The sequence below is a fragment of the Pseudomonas fluorescens genome, from assembly GCF_900215245.1.
In the GTDB taxonomy this organism is placed as follows: domain Bacteria; phylum Pseudomonadota; class Gammaproteobacteria; order Pseudomonadales; family Pseudomonadaceae; genus Aquipseudomonas; species Aquipseudomonas fluorescens.
This window is the reverse complement of sequence record NZ_LT907842.1, coordinates 2,883,418-2,905,448: the sequence shown is the minus strand read 5'-3', so window position 1 is coordinate 2,905,448 and position 22,031 is coordinate 2,883,418. Positions and strand designations below refer to the sequence as shown.

Sequence of the window (22,031 nt, the reverse complement as noted above, 5' to 3'; positions counted from 1 at the left end):
TCAGAGTTCGTCTTTGGTATGCACATACCAATATTCGTCGACGTGCGGTTCGGCCTGCACCTCGCTGACTTTCCACTCTTCACCCAGCACCCCCTCACGTGTCCAGAAACTATCGGAGACCAACACGGACAGAATACCCAGTGCTCTTAACCGACTGATCCATACACTTGGGTCAGGCGCTTCACCTGGAGCAAGCAGCGTGGTTTCAGCCGCGCTGTGCACGGGCAGGTACTTGAGCAGCGCCCCACCCCGGCATGACAGGTAACACCTTGCACCCTCGGGGGCATTGCGCTTGACCACCGCAAGATAGTCACGCAAGTCATCCTTGGCGACAAAGTTCTCCAGCAGTTTTATGTCGAGCGGCTCGCGGCTGGAGGTGGAGGCAATGGCTTTGTAGAACGACTGCACCGCTGCGATTTTGTAGGTACTCAGCACATTGCCGGGCGGCACGTCGAAGCCCGCATGATCAATCCAGAACAGCAACGCCAAGGTACTTGTACTTCCCGTGCCCTGATCCTCCACCGGGTCAATCGCGACATACCCCGCTGTTTCTCCAGGCACCAGAACCGCGCCCAGGTACTGCGTGCCCTTGAACGGCGCTACCAAGCCCTGAGCATACCGAGCGGCATCATCGGGATAAAAGAACAGCGGGCCGCAGAACGAATGAAAATACGGGTCGTCAGCAAACGCATGAGGCGCTCTTTTCGGTAGCCAGTGCAGAGTGACCCGCTCTTTCCTGCCCCAGACTTCACTGGTGACGCGAATGGACAGCTCACCGGCACCTGCCAGGCGGCGCACATAATCACTGACGGTGAGGGAGCCTTGAAGCAAGTGCGTACGCTCCAGGTGCGCCCTGCTCGTCCAATCGTAAAGTGACGACGTTTTGGGGAACCTGTACGTGAGTAACGCACCGTCGCTGCACAACAGATAGAGCGGCAGAACACTTCCAGTACGCGCGCTGCTGATAAAGTTCAGCGCCTTGGCAATGTATTGGGGCGCTAGAAAACTGTGTGCCATTTCGTCATTGTCCGCCGCAATGGCAACATTCGAAGCGCACAGATACAAACCGTCGAGCACATAGCCCTGGGGCAACTGGCCGTTGATAAAGACCTGCTTGAAATCAGCAAGGTTGTCTCGCACCAGTGCCAACGTCGTCATGTACAGCGGCTTGCTCACCGACTTCAGCACATAACCGAACGCCACATCGGCTTGCGGCGTCCACTCGCGCTGAGCGTGACGAACGGCATCTAACGCCCGGGTGAAAATCGGGCCACCGGGCGAATCGAGGAACACCTGCCGAATATCCCCGGGGTTCGGCCGAGTTTGATGCGCCACAAAATCCCCGGTGATCTTCCTGGGCATCCCCCACAGCGAATCCCCCTCCACCACATAAAAATCACCGACCTTCGCCACCTCAGTGATAAACGCCTGCGGCGAGAGTGCGCCGCTGCGCAGCTGCTGTTCGACGCGGTTGTCGCCGTAATCACCTTTGACCAGGTTTCGCGGCGCCAGGCGCTCCTTGAGCTGCAATTGCCCATCAGAATCCGACAGCTGATAACTGAGGATCGAGCCATTAGCGCCAAACACATACTCGCGCTTGATATGAGCTTCACGGTGCAGCAGGTTGGACAGCACCGCCGTCGGCAGCATGCTTTTGTAGATCGCTTTTTGGGTGGTGGACAACAGCAACGGCACCTCTTGGTCCAGCACGGACCGATAACGCGCCACAATCGAACTGCCCCCTGGATAAAGCCCCACGGCAACCGCTTGATCCGGGTAGATCCAGTGCAAAGCAAGCCCACGCGGTGGAAGCACCAGCGGCTCGGTCGCGGCGAACAACCCGTTAGCCAACCTGAGGAGCACCCCACCATAAGCACGTCCTTCTTTGCGCACCATGGCCGCAGCATGACGGGCGGCGTCGTCAGGGTTGGCGAAGGCGGGGCTTAAACGCCGCGGCATCAAGGTTTCATAGCCAGCCCAGGTAGGGCTGACCCCGCCTTTTTTATCCCAACACTGGCTGACACGTACGACGTGCAGACTGCGCTTGAGTGCCCACTCCCTGACGAAATCCAGAGGGGAGCGCTGACCCGAATTCAACTGCTCCCGGGCCTCGGTCAACACCCTGTCTGCGGCGCCGCCACTGCTCACGTCAAGCGGCGCAGGCTCGTACCGCAGCAGCGCGCCATCCAGGGTTGAAAAGTAAACTCGCGGGAGGTTCGCACCTTCCTGATTGGCGGCATAGAGGGTGGCGTAGAGCACATCCGGTGTGACAAAAAACAGCGTCAGCCATGCGTTCGACGTCGTCAGCCCGGTGGGTGACCATTGCTGCGAGCGAAACAGCCCGTGAATGGCAAACCCATCGGGCAGTTGGTAACTGCGGTCCGCATTGCGTTCAAACACACCGTTAAGATTGAACAATTTGTTCTGATCGGTGACCCCCACCACTTCGCTTGCGATGTACTGTTCCTGATCCTGATGTTTGAGGATGAAGGCAAAACAGGCCGCCTCGGGAAAGTTACGTCCATGTACTCGACCGTGGAGGTTCTGGGCCGCCTCGTCGGCACTGGCATATACCGCACCGTAGGTGACGTAGTCGGGCGGGCCGGATCGCGGGGCGTAGGTGTAGTTGGCCGTCCAGTCGTTGTAGACCACTGAGCGCGGCCCCCACAGCGGGTTGCCCCGGATAATCTTGAAGTTCCCCGCTTCCGCCAGCCGCCAGACCCAGTTGCCGGGCTTGACCTGGCCACTTTCGAGACGCCGCTGCAGGCTGTTATTCCCGGCATTCGGGGCAATGTTGTCGAGCAGTAACTGCTCTCCCGATGAGCGGTCAGGGGTGTACTCCAGCAAACAATTCGCGGCCCCCGACAGATACGCCACTCGCCCGGCCGCGATGATTGAATACATCTCATCGGGGCTGAACACCTGCTGGTTAATCAATGCCTCGTCGCGCGTCCAGCCGCGACGTAACACTGGCGCGGGATCGACCATGGACAGTTCGGGATGGGAGCCGTAACGCCCATGTAGCTTGTAAGGTTCGGGCGGTATCAACGGCCCTTTGTTGTCGGCGGGGAAAAACAACGTGAAGGCAAAGGGGTTGGCGGCGCTTTCCACCGGCTCGGTGACAACAAAGCGGCCGTCTTCGCCCTCAAGCACATACCCTCCATAGTAGCGGTCGCGCCTGGTGCCGACGCGTTCATGGGCATACACCACCGCATCACGTGCAGAGAGAAACGCGCGGCTCAAAGTCGCCGTATAAAACGACGTCAGCAGGTTGAAGCGGTTATCCACCCTGCCGACCGTACGCCATAAACCACCGGCCTGTACCACCGACAAATCGGTCGCTGCAATCACTCTGCGCACGTAATCACGCGGGCTCAACGTGCCCGCAAGCATGGCTGCCTGCGCGCCGTTATCGTTGACTTCACCCGCGCTTCCCATTCTGACCAGATCGCTGGTGGGCGTGGCCTCTGGCACCTTGAATGCCAGCAGTGCACCATCCGACGCTTGCATGTACAGGGACAAGCCACGAACCGGGTCCTGAATGTCCAGGGTCGCCCGCGCCTGACGTGTCGCGGCCACTATCTGCGCCGGTGTAAAGAAGGTACTGGCCAGCCATTTTTCTCGCGCTGCAACCTCGTCCGTTTCATACCAACTGCTGAAGTAAATGGCCGCCAGCCGGTACTGTGAGGGCAGCCGCAGCTTCCCATCGGGGCGTGTTGGAAAAACATTATCGGGCGAAAACACAGGCTGGCGCTTGGGCAGCGCTAACGTCGCCACGTAAGCCTCCTGACGGGTGTGCTTGAGCACAAACCCCACCTTTGGCTGTTGATCCAGTGCGTCAGTGGGCAAAAACCCACCCAGCACAGCCGCTTCCGGGGTTGAGAACACCGAGGTGAAAAAGGGCTGCTGCAGTACACCACCGCTGGTGGTCACGGGTGTGTTCATTCGCCAGCCCTTTGTCACCCGACCACGAACGCCCCCCCAAACTGCATTCGCAATCAGTACCCACAACTCTCCGACCTCGGCGAGATTCCTGACCGGCGATTCGAAATCACTGCTTGGTTCAACGGTTCCGGCCAGCAGTTTTTGGCCATAGGTTTTTTCCGCGCTCGAGCCACTGCTGACATATTTGAGCAACACACTGTCCGGCCCGGAAAAATAGTGACTCTTGGCGAACGCCCGATTCCTGAAGCTGAAGAGTTGGTCTGCGGTCGAGTAAAAGTTGTTGAACAGCTGCGCCTGGTCGGCTGTAAAGCTGGGAAACATGGCCCGGATTTGTACGGCATCCGCAGGGTGGGAGTGATAGAACGCCTCAGCCACATAGCCCTCGGGGGCAATAAAGTTGCCCTCACTGTCTTTGGCCAACAGCAGCCCGTGATCGAAGACCATGCGTCTATCCGGTATGGGCTGAGTCGCGTAATAACGACTGCCGCGCTTGAGAATCACACCGCCATATTCGACATCGCGTCGTCGGCCTATCGCCTCGTGTGCCCAACGGGCTGCGTCGTCGGCGCTGATAAACGCCGGGCTCAGGGGAGGGTGTTTCACAGGATGGCGCGTTGAATCAGCCGGTGTGGCAGGGATCGTGTCCATAAGGTTCTCGCTGGCGAAAAGGTCCAAGGCAAAACAGCGCCTTGTCTGAATCCGCATCCTGGAACAGGCCGGCGGGTGACTTGCGCTGTATATCTACCCCTTCGCCCCTTTTTGAAGCCTCCCGTGCACCCGACACCCATTGCGGCGCCAAGTTGGTGCGCAACACTGCTCCCGTCAGCGCCCAGCCCCTGTAGATGCTCATGTTGAGTGGCGCAGGCACAGCCTTTGCAAAGTCCTGCGTATCTGCCCCACAAAAATATTGGCTTACGGAGATCGCACTATGAAGCGTCGCAGTTTGATCAAGGCTTTCACCCTGTCAGCATCGATTGCCGCCATGGGTTTGACCTGGACCGTACAGGCCGCCGAGACCATCAAGGTCGGCATCCTGCACTCGCTGTCCGGGACCATGGCAATCTCCGAAACCTCGCTTAAAGATATGGCGTTGATGACCATCGATGAGATCAACGCCAAAGGCGGTGTGAACGGCAAGATGCTCGAACCGGTAGTGGTGGACCCTGCCTCGAACTGGCCGCTGTTCGCCGAGAAAGGCCGCCAGTTGCTGACCCAGGACAAGGTCGCCGTGGTGTTCGGTTGCTGGACGTCGGTGTCGCGGAAATCGGTGTTGCCGGTGTTCGAAGAACTCAACGGTTTGCTGTTCTACCCGGTGCAGTACGAAGGCGAAGAGATGTCGCCGAACGTGTTCTATACCGGTGCAGCACCGAACCAGCAGGCGATCCCGGCAGTTGAATACCTGATGAGCGAAGAAGGGGGCGGCGCCAAGCGTTTCTTCCTGCTCGGCACCGACTACGTGTACCCGCGCACCACCAACAAAATCCTGCGTTCGTTCCTGCATTCAAAAGGCGTAGCGGATAAAGATATCGAAGAGGTCTACACCCCGTTCGGCCACGCCGATTACCAGACCATCGTTGCCAACATCAAAAAGTTCTCCGCTGGCGGCAAGACTGCGGTGATCTCAACCGTGAATGGCGACTCCAACGTGCCGTTCTACAAAGAGCTGGCCAACCAGGGCTTGAAGGCGACTGACGTACCGGTGGTGGCCTTCTCCGTCGGTGAAGAAGAGCTGCGCGGCATCGACACCAAGCCGCTGGTGGGTAACCTCGCAGCCTGGAACTACTTCGAGTCGGTGGAGAACCCGGTGAACAAAAAGTTCGTCGCCGACTGGAAGGCTTACGCCAAGGCGCACAACCTGCCAGGCGCGGATAAAGCCGTGACCAACGACCCGATGGAAGCCACCTACGTAGGCATCCACATGTGGGCGCAAGCGGTTGAGAAAGCCAAGTCCACCGACGTCGACAAGGTGCGCGAAGCCATGGCCGGCCAGACCTTCGCCGCGCCGTCGGGCTTCACCCTGACCATGGATAAAACCAACCACCACCTGCACAAGCCGGTGATGATCGGCGAGATCCAGGCGGATGGGCAGTTCTCGGTGGTGTGGCAGACCGAGAAACCGATCCGCGCCCAGCCGTGGAGCCCGTACATTCCAGGCAATGACAAGAAGCCGGATTACGCCGTGAAGAGCAACTGATCCGAGGGGTGTCGACACCAGAGTGTCGACACAAACCCTGTAGGAGCTGGCTTGCCTGCGATGCAGACGACTCGGTGTATCTGAAACACCGCGATCGCAGGCAAGCCAGCGCCCACATTTGTCCGCGTAAGGCCGACCAATATGCCCACTGCCCTTTACCGTTTCATCGTCGCGGCCTTGCTGTTGCTGCCTTTCGCAGCACAGGCAGGCGACGCCGACGACTTCCTCGCTGCCAACCCGACGCAACAAGCCAAGCTGCTCCAGGATTGGGCCGCCCAGCCCGACCCCGCGCGCATCGAACTGGTAGACGCCCTGCAACGAGGCCAGCTCACGCTCAACGGTGAAACCAAAACCGTACGCCTGAACAACCGCCTGCGCGGCCTGATCGACAACGTCCAAGCCAGCCAGCAACTGCTCGCCGCCGACCCCAAGGTGCGCTTGGCAGCCGCCAAAACCCTGCAAAAAAGCGCGCAACCTGCGCAACTCAAATTCCTCGATCAGCAGGTCGCCGCCGAAACCAACGAGGACGTGCACAGCGCCCTCAGCCTGGCGCTGGCCAACCTGCAGTTGGTCGACACCGACCCCGCCGTGCGCCTCGCCGCCGTGCGTTTGCTGGGCGGCACCGGTGACCCGCTGGCCCGTACGCGTCTTGAGGCGTTGCTCGCGCCAGGTGTCGAAACCGACGCCGCCGTGCACACCGCTGCCGAGACCAGCCTGGCGCAGGTCAAACGCAAACTGATGTTCGGCGAGATCCTCGGCCAGGCCTTCAGCGGCATGTCGCTGGGTTCGATCCTGCTGCTCGCGGCCCTGGGCCTGGCAATCACCTTCGGCCTGCTCGGCGTGATCAATATGGCCCACGGCGAGATGCTGATGCTCGGGGCGTACTCGACTTACGTGGTGCAGCTGATGATGCAGCGCTACGTGCCCGCCGCCATCGAGTTCTACCCGTTGATTGCGCTGCCAGTGGCGTTTTTTGTCACCGCTGCCATCGGCATGGTCCTGGAGCGTACGGTGATTCGCCACCTGTACGGCCGGCCGCTGGAAACCCTGCTCGCCACCTGGGGCATCAGCCTGATGCTGATTCAGTTGGTGCGCCTGGTGTTCGGTGCGCAGAACGTCGAAGTGTCCAACCCCGAATGGCTGTCCGGCGGCATTCAAGTGCTGCCCAACCTGGTGCTGCCGTACAACCGCATCGTGATCATCGCGTTCGCGCTGTGCGTGGTGGTGCTGACCTGGCTGCTGCTGAACAAGACCCGCCTGGGCCTCAACGTGCGCGCCGTCACCCAGAACCGCAACATGGCGGCCTGCTGCGGCGTACCCACCGGGCGGGTGGACATGCTCGCGTTTGGCCTGGGTTCCGGCATCGCCGGGCTGGGTGGCGTCGCGCTGAGCCAGATCGGCAACGTCGGCCCGGACCTGGGCCAGAGCTACATCATCGACTCATTCCTGGTGGTGGTGCTCGGCGGTGTCGGCCAACTGGCCGGTAGCGTCATGGCCGCCTTTGGCCTGGGCATCGCCAACAAAATTCTGGAACCGCAGATCGGCGCCGTACTCGGCAAGATCCTGATCCTCGCGCTGATCATTCTGTTTATCCAGAAACGCCCGCAAGGACTCTTCGCACTGAAAGGACGGGTGATCGACTGATGAACCAGCCATTGATGCTTACCGCCACGCAAAAGGCCGGGCCCAAAGTCACGATAGCGGTCGGCGCGGCCATCCTGATCCTGCTGCTGGCCCTGCCCGTGTGCTCGCTGCTGTCACCTGAACATCCGCTGCATGTGTCGGCCTACACCCTGACGCTGATGGGCAAGATCCTCTGCTACGCCATCGTCGCCCTGGCCCTGGACCTGGTGTGGGGTTACGCAGGAATGTTGTCCCTCGGCCACGGCTTGTTCTTTGCGCTGGGCGGTTACGCGATGGGCATGTACCTGATGCGTCAGGCGTCCGGGGACGAGTTACCGGCGTTCATGACCTTCTTATCGTGGACTGAGCTGCCCTGGTATTGGATGGGCACCGAACACTTTCTCTGGGCCCTGTGCCTGGTGGTGCTGGCGCCGGGTTTACTGGCCCTGGTGTTCGGGTTCTTCGCCTTCCGCTCGCGGATCAAGGGCGTGTATTTCTCGATCATGACCCAAGCCCTGACCTTTGCCGGGATGCTGTTGTTTTTCCGCAACGAGACCGGCTTTGGCGGCAACAACGGCTTTACCAATTTTCGCAGCATCCTGGGCTTCGGCATCACCGAGCCCGGCACGCGGGCGGTGTTGTTTTTTGCCACGGTGCTGTTGCTGGTCGCCAGCTTGTACACCGGCTGGCGCCTGGCGCAGAGCAAGTTCGGCCGTGTACTGACGGCATTGCGCGACGCCGAAAACCGCCTGATGTTTTGCGGTTACGACCCGCGCGGTTTCAAGTTGTTTGTGTGGGTGTTGAGCGCCGTGCTGTGTGGCTTGGCGGGGGCGTTGTATGTGCCGCAAGTGGGCATCATCAACCCCAGCGAAATGTCGCCGACCAACTCCATCGAAGCCGCTGTGTGGGTGGCCCTGGGTGGGCGCGGCACCTTGATCGGGCCGCTGCTCGGCGCCGGTGTGGTGAACGGCATGAAGAGCTGGTTCACCGTGGCGTTTCCGGAATACTGGCTGTTCTTTCTCGGGGCCCTGTTCATCATCGTCACCCTGTATTTGCCCAAGGGTGTCATCGGCCTGTTGAAGAAACGGGGTGAACAATGAGAGTCACTGCGACGGCGGAATTTATGCTCGAACCTATTCTTGAGCCGAACAAAGATGCGGGCAGCAGCCGCGATGCGATCGGCATCGGCCAGGCCGCAGGCAAGGGCCTCAACACCCGCCACGGCACCCTCCTGACCCTGGAAGACATCAGTGTCAGCTTCGACGGTTTCAAGGCGCTCAATGACCTGAACCTGTACATCGGCGTCGGCGAACTGCGCTGCATCATCGGCCCCAACGGCGCAGGCAAAACCACGCTGATGGACGTGATCACCGGCAAGACCCGTCCCAGCCACGGCAAGGCCTGGTTCGGCGAAACCCTCGATTTGACCAGCATGAGCGAAGTGCAGATCGCCCAGGCCGGTATCGGCCGCAAGTTCCAGAAACCCACGGTGTTCGAAGCCCTGAGCGTGTTCGAAAACCTGGAGCTGGCGCAGAAAACCGACAAGTCCGTGTGGGCCAGCCTACGCGCACGCCTGAGCGGCGAGCAGAAAGACCGTATCGATGAAGTGCTCGAGACCATCCGCCTGACGGCGTCGGTACAGCGCCCGGCCGGGCTGCTGTCCCACGGCCAGAAGCAATTCCTGGAAATCGGCATGTTGTTGATGCAAGACCCGCAGTTGTTGCTGCTGGACGAACCCGTAGCGGGCATGACCGACGCCGAAACCGAGTTCACCGCCGAACTGTTCAAGCGCCTGGCGGGCAAGCACTCGCTGATGGTGGTGGAGCACGACATGGGCTTCGTCGGCTCGATTGCCGACCACGTGACGGTGTTGCACCAGGGCAGCGTGCTGGCCGAGGGGTCGCTGGAACAGGTGCAGGAAAATGAGCGGGTGATCGAGGTTTACCTCGGGCGCTGACGCTGACGTGAACAGCTTTATGTGGGCGCTGGCTTGCCTGCGCTACAGGCGACTCGGTCTCCCCGCGGGACCACGGTGATGCCATCGCAGGCAAGCCGGCGCCCACATTGATCCGGTTCCCACAGGGAATTGAGGAGAACTCCAGAATGCTGCAAGTCGACAAGTTGCACCAGTACTACGGCGGTAGCCACATCCTGCGCGGGCTGTCCTTCGACGTGAACGTCGGCGAGGTCACCTGCCTGCTCGGCCGTAACGGCGTGGGCAAGACCACCCTGCTCAAATGCCTGATGGGTTTGCTGCCCGCCAAAGAAGGCGCGGTGAACTGGGAAGGCAAGGCCATTACCGGGCTCAAGCCGCACCAGCGCGTGCACGCGGGCATCGCCTACGTGCCGCAGGGCCGGGAGATTTTCGGCCGCCTGACCGTGGAAGAAAACCTGTTGATGGGCCTCTCTCGGTTTCCCGGTGCCGAGGCCAAAGCAGTCCCGGAGTTTATCTACGAACTGTTCCCGGTCTTGCTGCAAATGAAGCACCGCCGTGGCGGTGATTTGTCCGGCGGCCAGCAGCAACAGTTGGCAATCGGCCGCGCCCTGGCCAGCCGCCCGCGCCTGTTGATTCTCGACGAGCCCACCGAGGGCATTCAGCCGTCCGTGATCAAGGAAATCGGCATGGTGATCAAAAAGCTCGCCGCCCGTGGCGATATGGCGATCCTGTTGGTGGAGCAGTTCTACGACTTCGCCTCCGAGCTGGCCGACCAGTACCTGGTGATGTCCCGTGGCGAAATCGTGCAGCAAGGCCGTGGAGAAAATATGGAAAGTGAGGGTGTGCGCGGCCTGGTTTCTATATAAGTAAGAATCTAATCTTTAGCGTCCGAAGATAAGCCCAAAGCCATGAACCTGCCCGTTACACCCGCCCTGTTCACCCCCAGCTGGCATGCCGAGCTGGAACTCGGCTACGCGCGTTTCGGCGACACCACGCGCCCGGTAATGCGCCGCCACCTTGGCCCGCTGCGCGTGCAAAAACACCTGTACGCCGAAGGCCCCGAGGTGTGCCAACACATCATCGTGCACCCGCCCGGCGGGATTGCCGGCGGTGATCGCCTGGACATCCACGCCCATGTCGGCGCCAATGCCTGGGCGCAATTGACCAGCCCCGGCGCAGCCAAGTGGTACCGCGCCAATGGTCCGGCCTTTCAACAGCTTGAACTGACGGTAGAAGCCGGCGCCACCCTGGAATGGCTGCCCCAGGAAACCATCGTGTTCAGCGCCGCCCAGGCGGAACTCACTACGCGCGTAGCGCTGCAAGGCGACGCCCGGCTGTTTTATTGGGACGTGGTCGCCCTCGGCCGCCCCGCCAGCGGCGAGCGTTTTGACCTCGGCCACTTTCAATCGCACCTGGATATTCGCCGCGACGGCCAGTTGCTCTGGCACGAGCGCCAGCGCATTGTGGGCGCCGACGGTTTACTCGACTCCCCCATCGGGCTGGACGGCCAGCCGGTGTTTGCCACGCTGTTGCTCACCGGTGATATCGAGCCCGAATTATTGGAAACCTGCCGCGCCTTGCCCCATACGGTGCGCGGCGACCTGACCCAACTGCCCGGCTTGCTGGTGGCCCGCTGCCTGGCCAGTGAAGCGCTGCTGGCACGGGCCTGGCTGATTGATTTATGGCGGCTGTTGCGCCCGGCGGTGCTGGGCCGTGAAGCCGTTTTACCGCGAATCTGGAGCACCTGAAGCATGGATTTAACCCCACGGGAAAAAGACAAACTGCTGATCTTCACCGCCGGCCTCGTGGCCGAACGCCGCCTGGCGCGGGGCGTGAAGCTCAACTACCCGGAAACCATCGCCTATATTTCCGCCGCGCTGATGGAAGGTGCCCGCGATGGGCGCACCGTCGCCGAACTGATGCACTACGGCACGACCCTGCTCAGCCGCGAGCAGGTGATGGAGGGCATCCCGGAAATGATCCCCGATATCCAGGTGGAAGCCACCTTCCCCGACGGTACCAAACTGGTGACCGTTCACCAGCCCATCCCGTGAGGCGCGGCCATGATTCGTGATGCAACCTGGCAAGACCTGCCGGCGATTCGTGACATCTACAACGACGCGGTACTCAACACCACGGCGATCTGGAACGAACAACCGGTCGACCTGGCTAACCGCCAGGCCTGGTTCAGTGCGCGCCAGGCCCAGGCCTATCCGATTCTGGTGGCGGTGGAAAACGATGAAGTCATCGGCTACGCGTCGTTCGGCGACTGGCGCCCTTTTGAAGGCTTTCGCTACAGCGTCGAACACTCGGTGTATGTGCGCAACGACCAACGTGGCAAAGGCCTCGGCCCGCACTTGATGCAAGCACTGATCGAGCGTGCCCGCAGCGGTGGCAAACACGTGATGGTCGCGGCCATCGAAAGCGGCAACCAGGCGTCCATCCGTCTGCATGCGCGCCTGGGTTTCATCAGCACCGGGCAGATGCCGCAAGTGGGCATCAAGTTCGGCCGCTGGCTGGACCTGACTTTTATGCAACTGACATTGAACCCGGACGCCGAACCGCCCAAGGAGTGAGATCAATGAGTGCTGCACAACTGCGTCGAGTGAATGCTGAAAGTTTTGCCCATTACCGCCTGGGCTTGATCGAGCTGTTGCTGGACGCGGTGCAGCATGGCGCCTCGGTTGGCTTCATGGCTGACTTCGATGAGACCCAGGCGCGCGCCTATCTGAAAGGCGTGCAAGCCAGCGTGGAAGACGCCAGCCTGTTGCTGTGGGTGGTGGTGCGCGACGAGCAAGTCATTGCCAGCGTGCAATTGGCGCTGTGCCAGAAAGCCAACGGCCTGAACCGTGCCGAGGTACAAAAGCTGCTGGTTCACAGCAGCGCCCGCCGCCATGGCCTCGGCCAGCAATTGATGAACGCCCTGGAACTCGCCGCGCGCCAGCACAAGCGCGGCCTGCTGTACCTGGACACCGAAGCGGGCTCCGGTGCCGAGGCCTTTTACCAGTCGCTGCGCTACACCAAAATCGGTGAGTTGCCCGACTACTGCCAAAGCCCGGACGGGCGCTACACCCCGACCGCCATCTACTTCAAGACCCTGGGGCAACCTGCATGATTCCTGGTGAATACAAGATCCAACCTGGCGACATCGAGCTCAACGTCGGCCGGCGCACCATCACCTTGAGCGTGGCCAACAGCGGCGACCGACCGATTCAGGTGGGCTCGCACTATCACTTTTTCGAGACCAACGACGCGCTGACCTTTGATCGCGCCGCGAGCCGTGGCATGCGTCTGAATATTCCGGCGGGCACGGCGGTGCGGTTTGAGCCGGGGCAGAGTCGCGACATCGAGTTGGTGGATTTGAGCGGCGGGCGCCGAGTGTTCGGCTTCGCCGGGCGGATTATGGGTGACCTTTAGGGCCTCATCGCGAGCAAGCCCGCTCCCACAGGGGAATGCATTTCAAATGTGGGAGCGGGCTTGCTCGCGAAAACGATTTCACATTCAACACATTTTTTCTCAGGGCTCACACACATGAAAATCAGCCGCCAAGCCTACGCCGACATGTACGGCCCCACCGTCGGTGACAAGGTCCGCCTGGCCGACACCGAGCTGTTCGTCGAAGTGGAGCAGGACTTCACCGTCTACGGCGAAGAAGTGAAATTCGGCGGCGGCAAGGTGATTCGCGATGGTCAGGGCCAGAGCCAGTTGCTCGCCCATGAAGTGGTGGACACGCTCATCACCAACGCGCTGATCATCGATCACTGGGGCATCGTCAAAGCCGACGTCGGCCTGAAGAACGGCCGCATTCACGCGATCGGCAAGGCCGGCAACCCGGACATCCAGCCCGGCGTGACCATGGCCATCGGCGCCAGCACCGAAGTGATTGCCGGTGAAGGCATGATCCTCACCGCCGGCGGTATCGACTCCCACGTGCACTTCATCTGCCCGCAGCAGATCGAGGAGGCGCTGACCAGCGGCGTCACCACCATGATCGGCGGCGGCACCGGCCCGGCAACCGGCACCAATGCCACCACCTGCACCTCAGGCCCATGGCATTTGGCGCGCATGCTGCAGGCCAGCGACTCGTTCCCGATGAACATCGGCTTCACCGGCAAGGGCAACGCCAGTTTGCCGGAGCCATTGGTCGAGCAGGTCAAGGCCGGCGCCATCGGTTTGAAGCTGCATGAGGACTGGGGCACCACACCGGCCAGCATCGACAACTGCCTGAGCGTTGCCGACGCGTACGATGTGCAGGTGGCGATCCACAGCGATACGCTCAACGAGTCCGGCTTCGTCGAAACCACCCTCGCCGCGCTCAAGGGCCGCACCATTCACACCTACCACACCGAAGGTGCCGGTGGCGGCCACGCGCCGGACATCATCAAGGCCTGCGGTTTCCCAAACGTACTGCCCAGCTCCACCAACCCGACCCGGCCGTTCACCCGCAATACCATCGACGAGCACCTGGACATGTTGATGGTCTGCCATCACCTGGACCCGAGCATTGCCGAAGACGTGGCCTTCGCCGAAAGCCGCATCCGCCGTGAGACCATCGCCGCCGAAGACATCCTGCATGACCTCGGTGCGTTCTCGATGATCAGTTCCGACAGCCAGGCCATGGGCCGCGTCGGTGAAGTGATCACGCGCACCTGGCAGACCGCCGACAAGATGAAAAAACAGCGTGGCGCCCTGCCCGGTGACGGCCCGGGCAATGATAATTTCCGCGCCAAACGCTACATCGCCAAGTACACCATCAACCCGGCGATCACCCATGGCATCAGCCATATTGTCGGCTCGATCGAAGTGGGCAAGTGGGCCGACCTGGTGCTGTGGCGCCCGGCTTTTTTCGGCATCAAGCCGACCCTGATTCTCAAGGGCGGCGCGATTGCCTCAAGCCTGATGGGCGACGCCAATGCGTCGATTCCCACGCCGCAGCCGGTGCATTACCGCCCGATGTTCGCCAGCTTCGGCAGCGCGTTGCATGCCACCAGCCTGACCTTTATCAGCCAGGCGGCGCAGGACGCCGGGTTGCCCGAGGCCCTGGGCTTGAAGAAGCAGATTGCGGTGGTCAAGGGCTGTCGCGACGTGCAGAAAACCGACCTGATCCACAACGATTACCTGCCGGATATCGAAGTGGACCCACAGACTTATCAGGTCAAGGCCGATGGCGTGTTGCTGTGGTGTGAGCCCGCCGAGGTGTTGCCAATGGCCCAGCGCTACTTTTTGTTCTAGCGAAGACAATTCAGCCCCGAAGACGAACATGACGGTTCTTCTGCGGGGCTGAATACACCGCGCCTGGCTCAAGTATCCAGCGCGCGCGACAGCCTTACACGACCTGTGCTTTGATCATGGATTCGGTGTATCCATAATCCATTCGCAACTCGGTGCCCGCCGGAATGTCTTCAATCGCAAATACCGCCGTCAGAACAAACCCCTTTCGCCGGGTTGTCGCTTCAGGTCCCATGCCCAGCCACATATCCGCCTCGACATTGAAGGGCACGGCCTCGACGTTATAACCGCCCGAGGCCTGACGCAGCGGCTTACCATCCGCATCATATTCAAAGTTGGTGTTGATTCTGGAGATGATGTTATCCCCAGACAGGTGAACCAGCGGCTCGCCAAGCGCCAGATCACCGAGCGCCGGTCGACTGCTCACGAGCATGGTGTAGGTCTGACCGCCCGGGCCAAAAAAACCAGAGGGCAGCACCGTCCCGCCGTAAACGCCGACTATTTCTCCTTTGCCGATACGCCTGTTGGCTACCACCATGTTCTGCCCGATCAGCGACTTCTCTTCAGGCACCTTCATATCCTGTGCAGTGAACGTACGCAGTTGCAGCTTCTCTTCATAACGTGCGCCCACCTCCTCATACCCTTCAAACTTGATGTAAGGCTTGACTTGATCGGAGGTGTATTTAGTAGCGGAATCCACCAGTTCAACGCGGCTTTGCAGTTTTCGAATGCGTATCGGCCTGCCCTGATAGTCCCTGAGTGGGTACTTACCGTTATTCGCTCGGTTATAACTGCCGATGGGATTGGGGGCGGCCGTGAAATGAACTTCACGCCTCATGAACCTGAGTTCGGCCGCCGTGTAAGGCACCATAGGCAAGGACTCGGCCGCGTCTTCAAACTCATCCTCGGAACCACCCGGTTTCATCCCGCCCGCCGTGCGTGGTCGCTTCCAAACCCCCGCGCTATCGGGCTTGGCGATGATCGCGCTGCTGACCAGCACAAACGGATTATCCGGCGCCTGCACCCACAACAGGTAATGCTCGCCTTCCCCATCGGGCATGCTCGCAACAAAGTACTGTTTGCCCTCGAACTCGATGGCGCTTGCCTGTGAGAGCTGCAACGCGCGCGCGCTGCTTTTGCCGGGTTCAACCAGCACTTCAAGCGGTTCGCGTGGCAACAGAATCTGTGCGACCTCGCGTCGGCTCAGTGTGTCGATCAGTGCGCTTTCCTTGATCGCGAGCTGTGCCTGCAGGTCATCGGCTTTCGCCCTGTAGATCCTCTCGGACAAGGTCTCGGCCACGCGACGCTCATGCAGCGCGGCCAACTGCTGATGATAGGGCTCGCTCTGTGCATCAAATTGCGCGCGGTACTTGTGGGTGACGTAGTCCTGCCAGAACTCTCGGGACAACAGCGCCTGATACTCCTGGGTAGAGTTATCCCGTTTGATGATCTTTTCATACGCGGCATCCAGCATCTGCGGTGTGACCCCGCCCAGGTCGGTGAACCTGACGCTCTGCGGCTGCCCCGGCAATTGCAGCCGGTCCTTGAGGCCGTAGCGATACGCCAGCCTGATCTCCACCTCTTCAGAGAGGCGTGTGACATGGGGCAACTTATCGGTCATCGACACCGTTGGGTCATTGACGATGGCCTCGCTGCGCTGGATGTCCTGAGACGCAAGCGTGTCGACTTCATGCAAACGGAACAAGCCTTTGGACAGGTTCGACAGCTGCGCCGCTTGCGCCTGCCCCGTAGCCTGTGTACGCGCCCTGTAGATCAGCGTTGCGACTTCCAGGTTGCTGAACGAGAACGCCGCGCGATCACAACAACCGGGCTCGCCGGCCCGGTCGAACAACTCGTTGCGGTGGTTTTCCGATTCCGGGGTGTTTTCGCTGATGCTGTCGATCACCTCCCAGACGCGACGTTGCAAGTCGGCATGCCCCGGGCCCGCAGGCTCCAGCCGGTTGAGAATGTCGAAGAACGGCCCCGCGCGCTCATTGTCGTGCAGCACCTGCCACTGGGCTTTTTTGGCTGACACCTGGTCCTCGCCGAACCCTTGGGTCCAACGCAGCAACGGCTGCTGCGTGCCCGCGTCGCGCACACGCGGGGTGCGAGTGGTGAGCGCGGTGGTCACCAGGGTGTTCGGATTGCTCGCAGAGGCCAGCCCCGCCCGTTCAAGGCGCTGGTTGTAGGCCCTGACCTGTTGCAGGGTGTCCGGGGTCAGAGGGTTACGGGAGACCCTCGTCAGGTTATTAATACGGGCCGTTTGCGCCAATTGATCATCCGGTGGCGCAATGACTGAGGCCGGGATAGTGGTGATGTTGTTATTACTGAGTTCGATCTGATCCAGCAACGGTTGCTCACCCAAGCCGGTAGGCCAGGTATCGATGCCGGCGTTTCCCATACTCAGGGAACGCATGTCAGTGATCAGGCTGAAGTCGGGCGCAATGCCCAGCGAGTTATCGTGCAGCCATAACGCGCGCAGCCTCACCCGTTGCGACAGGATCCGCGCCGTTTCCGGGGTGAGGCGAATCCGGTTGTTATGCAAAAACAAGCGGGTCAGGTTGTGCATTTCATCCAGGGCCGGCGGCAGCACCCTGAGCTGATTATTCGACAGGTCCAGCCACCGCAGATGCCGATAGCGTGTCAGGAAGCCTTCCGGCGAAGCGCTGAGCCCCATGTTGCTCAATTTCAGCGAGCCAACATGGCTGAAATCAACGTCCAGGTCCGGCAGGCTCGGCAACATCAGGCCGCTCAGGTCCAGCTCCACGCCAATCTGCTCTCCGTCATTGGCAAGCATTTGCGGGGTCTCGCGTCGCCAGCACGCGAGAATACGCTGCTGAGCCTGATAGCGGTCCTCAAGGCCGCCTGCGTTGACCTGTCGCTGGCCCGCACGAACGTAGCGTTGGTGTTCGCCACCCCCCGAAAACGCCCAGGCATTCAACTGCTGTTGCAAGGTGTTGAACGCTTGTTCGAGCCTGTCCAGTTCTGCGTCGGCACCGGCCCCCAAGCTCCAGACCCACTTTCTGGCCTCTTGCGTACGCTTGTTTGGGTACAGCCGTCGGAGTTTTTCGAGCCTTGGGTTACCGCTGTCAAATGCGCCATCACGGGCGCTTTTCACCAAGTCAGGTAGGGCCTGATTCACACGTTGCCAGTAACCATCAAATTTCTGCCAGTAATCAGCCGCAAATCGATTGCCCTCAAGCAGGGTGACGCCATTGAGTTGGGCACTCGCCTCTAGCTGCTCATCTGCCGGGTTGAGGAGTTCCTCGGGCACTTCGCGTAAAAGGTTATGGCTCAAGTCGACAACCTCCATCCCCGCGCGGGCCCGCAGTCCCTCTGGCCACGCATCCAGCTGCGTATTCCTCAGGTTCAGGCGTCTCAACCGAGGCATGGCACTCACATCCGGTGCAATGCTCAGCGGGTTATTGGCGAGGTAAAGCGTTTCAAGGTTGCCCAGGGTACTCAGTGTCCTGGCGCTGTGTGGGGTTAAGCGGAGGGTGTTGGACGTCAGGTCCAACGACGTCAGATTGTTCATTGCACCAATAGCGCCGGGCAGCTCGGTCAGCCTGCACCGGCTGATGACCAAGTCGTTGAGACGGGTGAACTTTGTAAGGAAAACATCAGCGCTACCCGACCACTTGACGCCGACGAGCTCAAGTTTTTCGATAGAGCTGAAATCGGCGCTCAGTGTCGGCAGCTCCATCGCGCCATCCATCAGCAACCGCATGGGGCCCTCAGCCGTACGCTGCCAATGACTCAAGATCTGCCGGGCGATGCCAGACGCTCGGGCATCCACCGGGCCCGCAGCGGGTTGCGGTGTGTTCGCCTTAACCCAAACCTTCAAGTCCCTCTCCAGCGTCTTGAGCTCAGCTTCCCGAAGCGTCAGCCCACCTCGCACATCCGCACCCAATGAGGTAATCAAGGCAGTGACCTCGCTCTCTCCCATCGCGGGGTACAACTTATGGATCCGGGCCTTTACCGACGCCTCTGAAGGAGCAAAAACACCGGCCACCCGTTGCCGAAAACCACGACCACCGCCCAACAGGCGCAGCGTAGGGTCCACGGTCGGTTTGCGCACCGGGTGCTCCAGCAACACCGTACGCAGCTGCGCTCGTGACAGCGGCGCTCGTGCAATCGCAGCTTTCATTTGCAGCGCGTCGGTGAACCCCAGGGCCTGGCGCTCAGTGGCAGACAACAGGTCCCAGGTCGCAGCAAAGAAGTCCCGCGGCTGGGTCGCCTGGAACAAACCGTTATCCATCTGTATCAGGGACCTGGCCATTCCCTCCGGGGCGCCAATCGCATCCAGCAGCAGCCCCTGCGATGAATACTGGCGCAGTTCCACCCGTGTCCCACGGTGCCAACCGGGCAAGGTTTCCAGTGTGCGCAACGCCAGGCGCTGGCTGTCGAGGTTCGCCAGAGTGTCCAGTTGCAGCCCTTCATAAGCACGGGCTACGCGAGTTTCCTGTTCACACCATTTCGCCTGTTCGGCCTGTGCTTCGGGCAGCAGCCCGGTATTGCGCAAGGTCTGCACTTGCTCGGTGCTCAGGCTCTTGAGCAAGTGCGCCGCCATTGAGGTGGGCAAATCCGGATAGTCCGCCTGTAGTCGCTGCACATCGGGATCAGCCGATGCGGTCAACGCCCGGTAGCGCTCCTCCGCCAGTGGGCCTTTATAGGTGTCCACCGTGTCGCCCAGGTACTGGCGTAGCTTGCCCGCCCGCACATGCAGTGAGTCTTCGGCACTTCCAGGGATGTCGTTAAGCGTCGGGTCAACGCCTTGCAAGGTGTTCAACACCTCTTTAAGCAACTCGCCACGCGCCAGTTGGTCATCGTTGAAAACGACCACCCGCGTCGCGGTGTGCGGCTCCGTTTCCCAGAGTACCCTGGCGCCGCTGCCGAGCACGCGAAAACCGAGGTTTTGCGGCAACATGCCTCGGCGACGCATCATGTTCATTTGCAGCGCCAGATCAGCCTTGGCGTAGATGGCCGGGTCGCTGCTGCGCATCTGTTCAACAAAGGTCGTGAGCGCCTGATGGGCCTTGAAGTGCTGAATCGAATCCTCCAACAGCAAGGGTACCGGCTCATGCTCCACAAAGGTCTGGCGCAATGTGTCCTCTTCGACGCCGCTGGCCAGCCGGGCCTGCTCCAGCGTTTCGCGGCCAAGCCCACGCTGCTCCAGCCCCAGGCGCCTCATCAGGGTCGGTTTGTCCCAGGTCAGTGGTTCCTCGACTTCATGGCTCCAGGCGCCGGCGTCGTTATGTTCCAGTTGCGGTTCATACGCCCCCGGCCGATTGGGGTGCTGGATCCGGTACTGGCCGGTGTCAGGCTCTTGCCGAACCTGATAATAGTCACCCTCATGGGGCAACACTGTTTGCCCGTTATGCTGATACAGGCCCAATGCGTCTGGCTGGGCGTCTGGCCCCAGGTTGACCGGCACCTTATAGGGCGCCATATCCGGGTTCCACAACACCTGTTTACCGCTCGGCAGCGTAACCGGCTTGAGGTTGTCGACGATGCTCGCCCATTTGATTGCGGGCAACACCTTCGCGCCGGTGCCCAGCATCGCCGCATTGAGTGCCAAGCTGGACAAGTGCGCCCACAATGTCTTCAGATCGTTTCGCTCGTAGGCTTCGATGCCTTCATACACTTCAGTGCACATCTGCGCCGCGCCCACCGCCAGCATGATCGGCCCCAGCCCCGGCACCACGAAGGCGGCGAGGTTGAACACGCTGATCACCGCGTCCAAATAGCTCGACAGTCGCTCCATACGCGCCTGACGGTCCTCATCCCCGGTGGGCACCGCCACGGCGCGGGCGTCCGATAAAATTTTGCGCACCTGGGCCGCGCGCAGTTGCTCCCATAGGTTGCCGTTGATTGCCATCTCATCCAGCGGCAACTTCACCGGCCTTGATGCCAGCGGGTAATCGCCCGCTGCGCCATTGCCGTTGGCGGGTTTGTACAACACATCAAATTGCTTAAAAACGATGCCCTGCTCGCGCTGGGGCACGAACCGGCTGAAGAAGCGTCGATACGAAGCACTGTGCAGGCGGGCCCTGAGGTCCGCCATAAACTCCGCACTGGAGGCGTACTCCCTGAGTGGCTGCTGTGGGTCGTTGGGGATGAACACGACCAGGCGCTCGACACTGTCACTGCCTTTACGCGCCGGGCCGATCAGCACTGGCCCCACCAACACACTGCCAAACACCTTCAATGCGGCAAACGTCACAGGTTTACCGTCGAGTGTGGCACTGGCGGGGTTAGTGATGACCTGTTTGATCATGCGGTACGCGTCAGCGCTGATGCCCCACTCGGTCTGGTGAGCCGCCACCTCTGCGCTCAGCGCCAATTGCTGGCGTTGGTGCTCTTGCAGCTGCGTTTCAAGTGCGCTGCGCTGGGCCGTGTCGTCCGGTTGGACAATGGCCTTGATGTGCTGCTGATACAAATTGCCTAAGTCCAGGCTGCGGCACACTTGGGCAAATTCATGGGGCGCGATGGACAGGGCCTGGGAATTGACCGCGTGGAAGGTCGGGATAACTTCGCCGTCGTACGAACTCCAGCGCGTTATGACCTGGCAATCGTTGCAGGCACTGACGTGCTCTTCGTCGGGCGCGAAATTGGCCAAGGCGGCCTCAAGCAAAGAAACACCACGGTATTCATAACTCAACGCCGAGTCGTTCTGCTGCTCAAAAACAAACGCACCGAACAGGTCGTCGCGACTTTTAAACCCATACTTGCGGGCGAAATAGACGTTCTTGACGTCCACGTCCAGGTTGAAGCGTTGTTTGATTGCGTCTTTAAGCAGCTGCTCGGCAAAGGCGCACGCGTCCTTGATGTCGCCGAGGGTGTTGTCCACCTGGTTCAAGGTTTCGCGGTAGCGGGTATGGCGGGCGGCCAGCTCAGCCTTTTGCTGAGCCGTGGCGGTCAGGTACCAGCTGGGCAGTTCCGTATCGTGGTTGGCGAGTTCTTCCTGGCGCCGGGTGGAACCCTGAGTGAACCACGCGGGTACACGGTCCTTGAGGAAGTCGTAATGCACGCCCCGAAGGTCAGCGTTGAAGGTGCCTTCGGGGGTTGAGGTAACGGGTTGTTCTGACATATCGGGCCATCCGT

At 60.7% G+C, this 22,031-nt stretch carries 13 protein-coding genes; 11 read left to right on the top strand and 2 right to left on the bottom strand.

The annotated features are described in order from the left end of the window. The gene (locus CPH89_RS13320; protein ID WP_307674875.1) at positions 1 to 4,620 is read right to left on the bottom strand and encodes a hypothetical protein; all 4,620 of its coding nucleotides are present in this window, start codon (positions 4,618 to 4,620) and stop codon (positions 1 to 3) included. A gap of 253 nt (positions 4,621 to 4,873) precedes the next feature. On the opposite strand from CPH89_RS13320, the gene urtA reads away from it, so the two are divergent. The 11 genes from urtA to ureC all read left to right on the top strand — a co-directional run bounded on the left by urtA (position 4,874) and on the right by ureC (position 14,930). Continuing rightward, a complete protein-coding gene (urtA, locus tag CPH89_RS13315) occupies positions 4,874 to 6,139 on the top strand; it encodes an urea ABC transporter substrate-binding protein (RefSeq protein WP_053254109.1) in 1,266 nt (421 codons plus the stop codon). 141 nt (positions 6,140 to 6,280) lie between these two features. Further along, the gene (urtB, locus tag CPH89_RS13310; RefSeq protein WP_053254108.1) at positions 6,281 to 7,783 is read left to right on the top strand and encodes an urea ABC transporter permease subunit UrtB; all 1,503 of its coding nucleotides are present in this window, start codon (positions 6,281 to 6,283) and stop codon (positions 7,781 to 7,783) included. Then, on the top strand, positions 7,783 to 8,862 hold the full coding sequence (gene urtC, locus CPH89_RS13305; protein WP_053254107.1) for an urea ABC transporter permease subunit UrtC: 1,080 nt from the start codon (positions 7,783 to 7,785) through the stop codon (positions 8,860 to 8,862). The genes urtB and urtC overlap by 1 nt, the downstream gene beginning before the upstream one ends. Continuing rightward, on the top strand, positions 8,859 to 9,719 hold the full coding sequence (gene urtD, locus CPH89_RS13300; RefSeq protein ID WP_053254106.1) for an urea ABC transporter ATP-binding protein UrtD: 861 nt from the start codon (positions 8,859 to 8,861) through the stop codon (positions 9,717 to 9,719). Before urtC ends, urtD begins: the two co-directional genes overlap by 4 nt. Positions 9,720 to 9,865: 146 nt before the next feature. Continuing rightward, the gene (gene urtE, locus CPH89_RS13295; RefSeq protein WP_053254105.1) at positions 9,866 to 10,564 is read left to right on the top strand and encodes an urea ABC transporter ATP-binding subunit UrtE; all 699 of its coding nucleotides are present in this window, start codon (positions 9,866 to 9,868) and stop codon (positions 10,562 to 10,564) included. 42 nt (positions 10,565 to 10,606) lie between these two features. After that, positions 10,607 to 11,446: an urease accessory protein UreD gene (locus tag CPH89_RS13290; protein WP_053254104.1), complete on the top strand. Its 840-nt coding sequence runs from the start codon at positions 10,607 to 10,609 to the stop codon at positions 11,444 to 11,446. 3 nt (positions 11,447 to 11,449) lie between these two features. After that, complete coding sequence (gene ureA / locus CPH89_RS13285) at positions 11,450 to 11,752, top strand: urease subunit gamma (protein ID WP_053254103.1); 303 nt, start codon at positions 11,450 to 11,452, stop codon at positions 11,750 to 11,752. Between the two features lie 9 nt (positions 11,753 to 11,761). Then, entirely contained in the window at positions 11,762 to 12,274 is a 513-nt protein-coding gene (locus CPH89_RS13280; protein ID WP_053254102.1) for a GNAT family N-acetyltransferase, read from the top strand. 5 nt (positions 12,275 to 12,279) lie between these two features. Further along, positions 12,280 to 12,813 (top strand): GNAT family N-acetyltransferase, encoded by a 534-nt coding sequence (locus CPH89_RS13275; protein ID WP_053254101.1) that lies wholly within the window; start codon positions 12,280 to 12,282, stop codon positions 12,811 to 12,813. Further along, the gene (locus tag CPH89_RS13270; protein WP_053254100.1) at positions 12,810 to 13,115 is read left to right on the top strand and encodes an urease subunit beta; all 306 of its coding nucleotides are present in this window, start codon (positions 12,810 to 12,812) and stop codon (positions 13,113 to 13,115) included. Before CPH89_RS13275 ends, CPH89_RS13270 begins: the two co-directional genes overlap by 4 nt. A 114-nt stretch (positions 13,116 to 13,229) precedes the next feature. Next, complete coding sequence (gene ureC / locus CPH89_RS13265; protein ID WP_053254099.1) at positions 13,230 to 14,930, top strand: urease subunit alpha; 1,701 nt, start codon at positions 13,230 to 13,232, stop codon at positions 14,928 to 14,930. 94 nt (positions 14,931 to 15,024) lie between these two features. Here ureC and CPH89_RS13260 read toward each other — a convergent pair whose 3' ends face one another. Continuing rightward, positions 15,025 to 22,017, bottom strand: coding sequence for an NEL-type E3 ubiquitin ligase domain-containing protein (locus CPH89_RS13260; protein WP_053254098.1), 6,993 nt, complete (start codon positions 22,015 to 22,017; stop codon positions 15,025 to 15,027). Between the last annotated feature and the right edge of the window lie 14 nt (positions 22,018 to 22,031).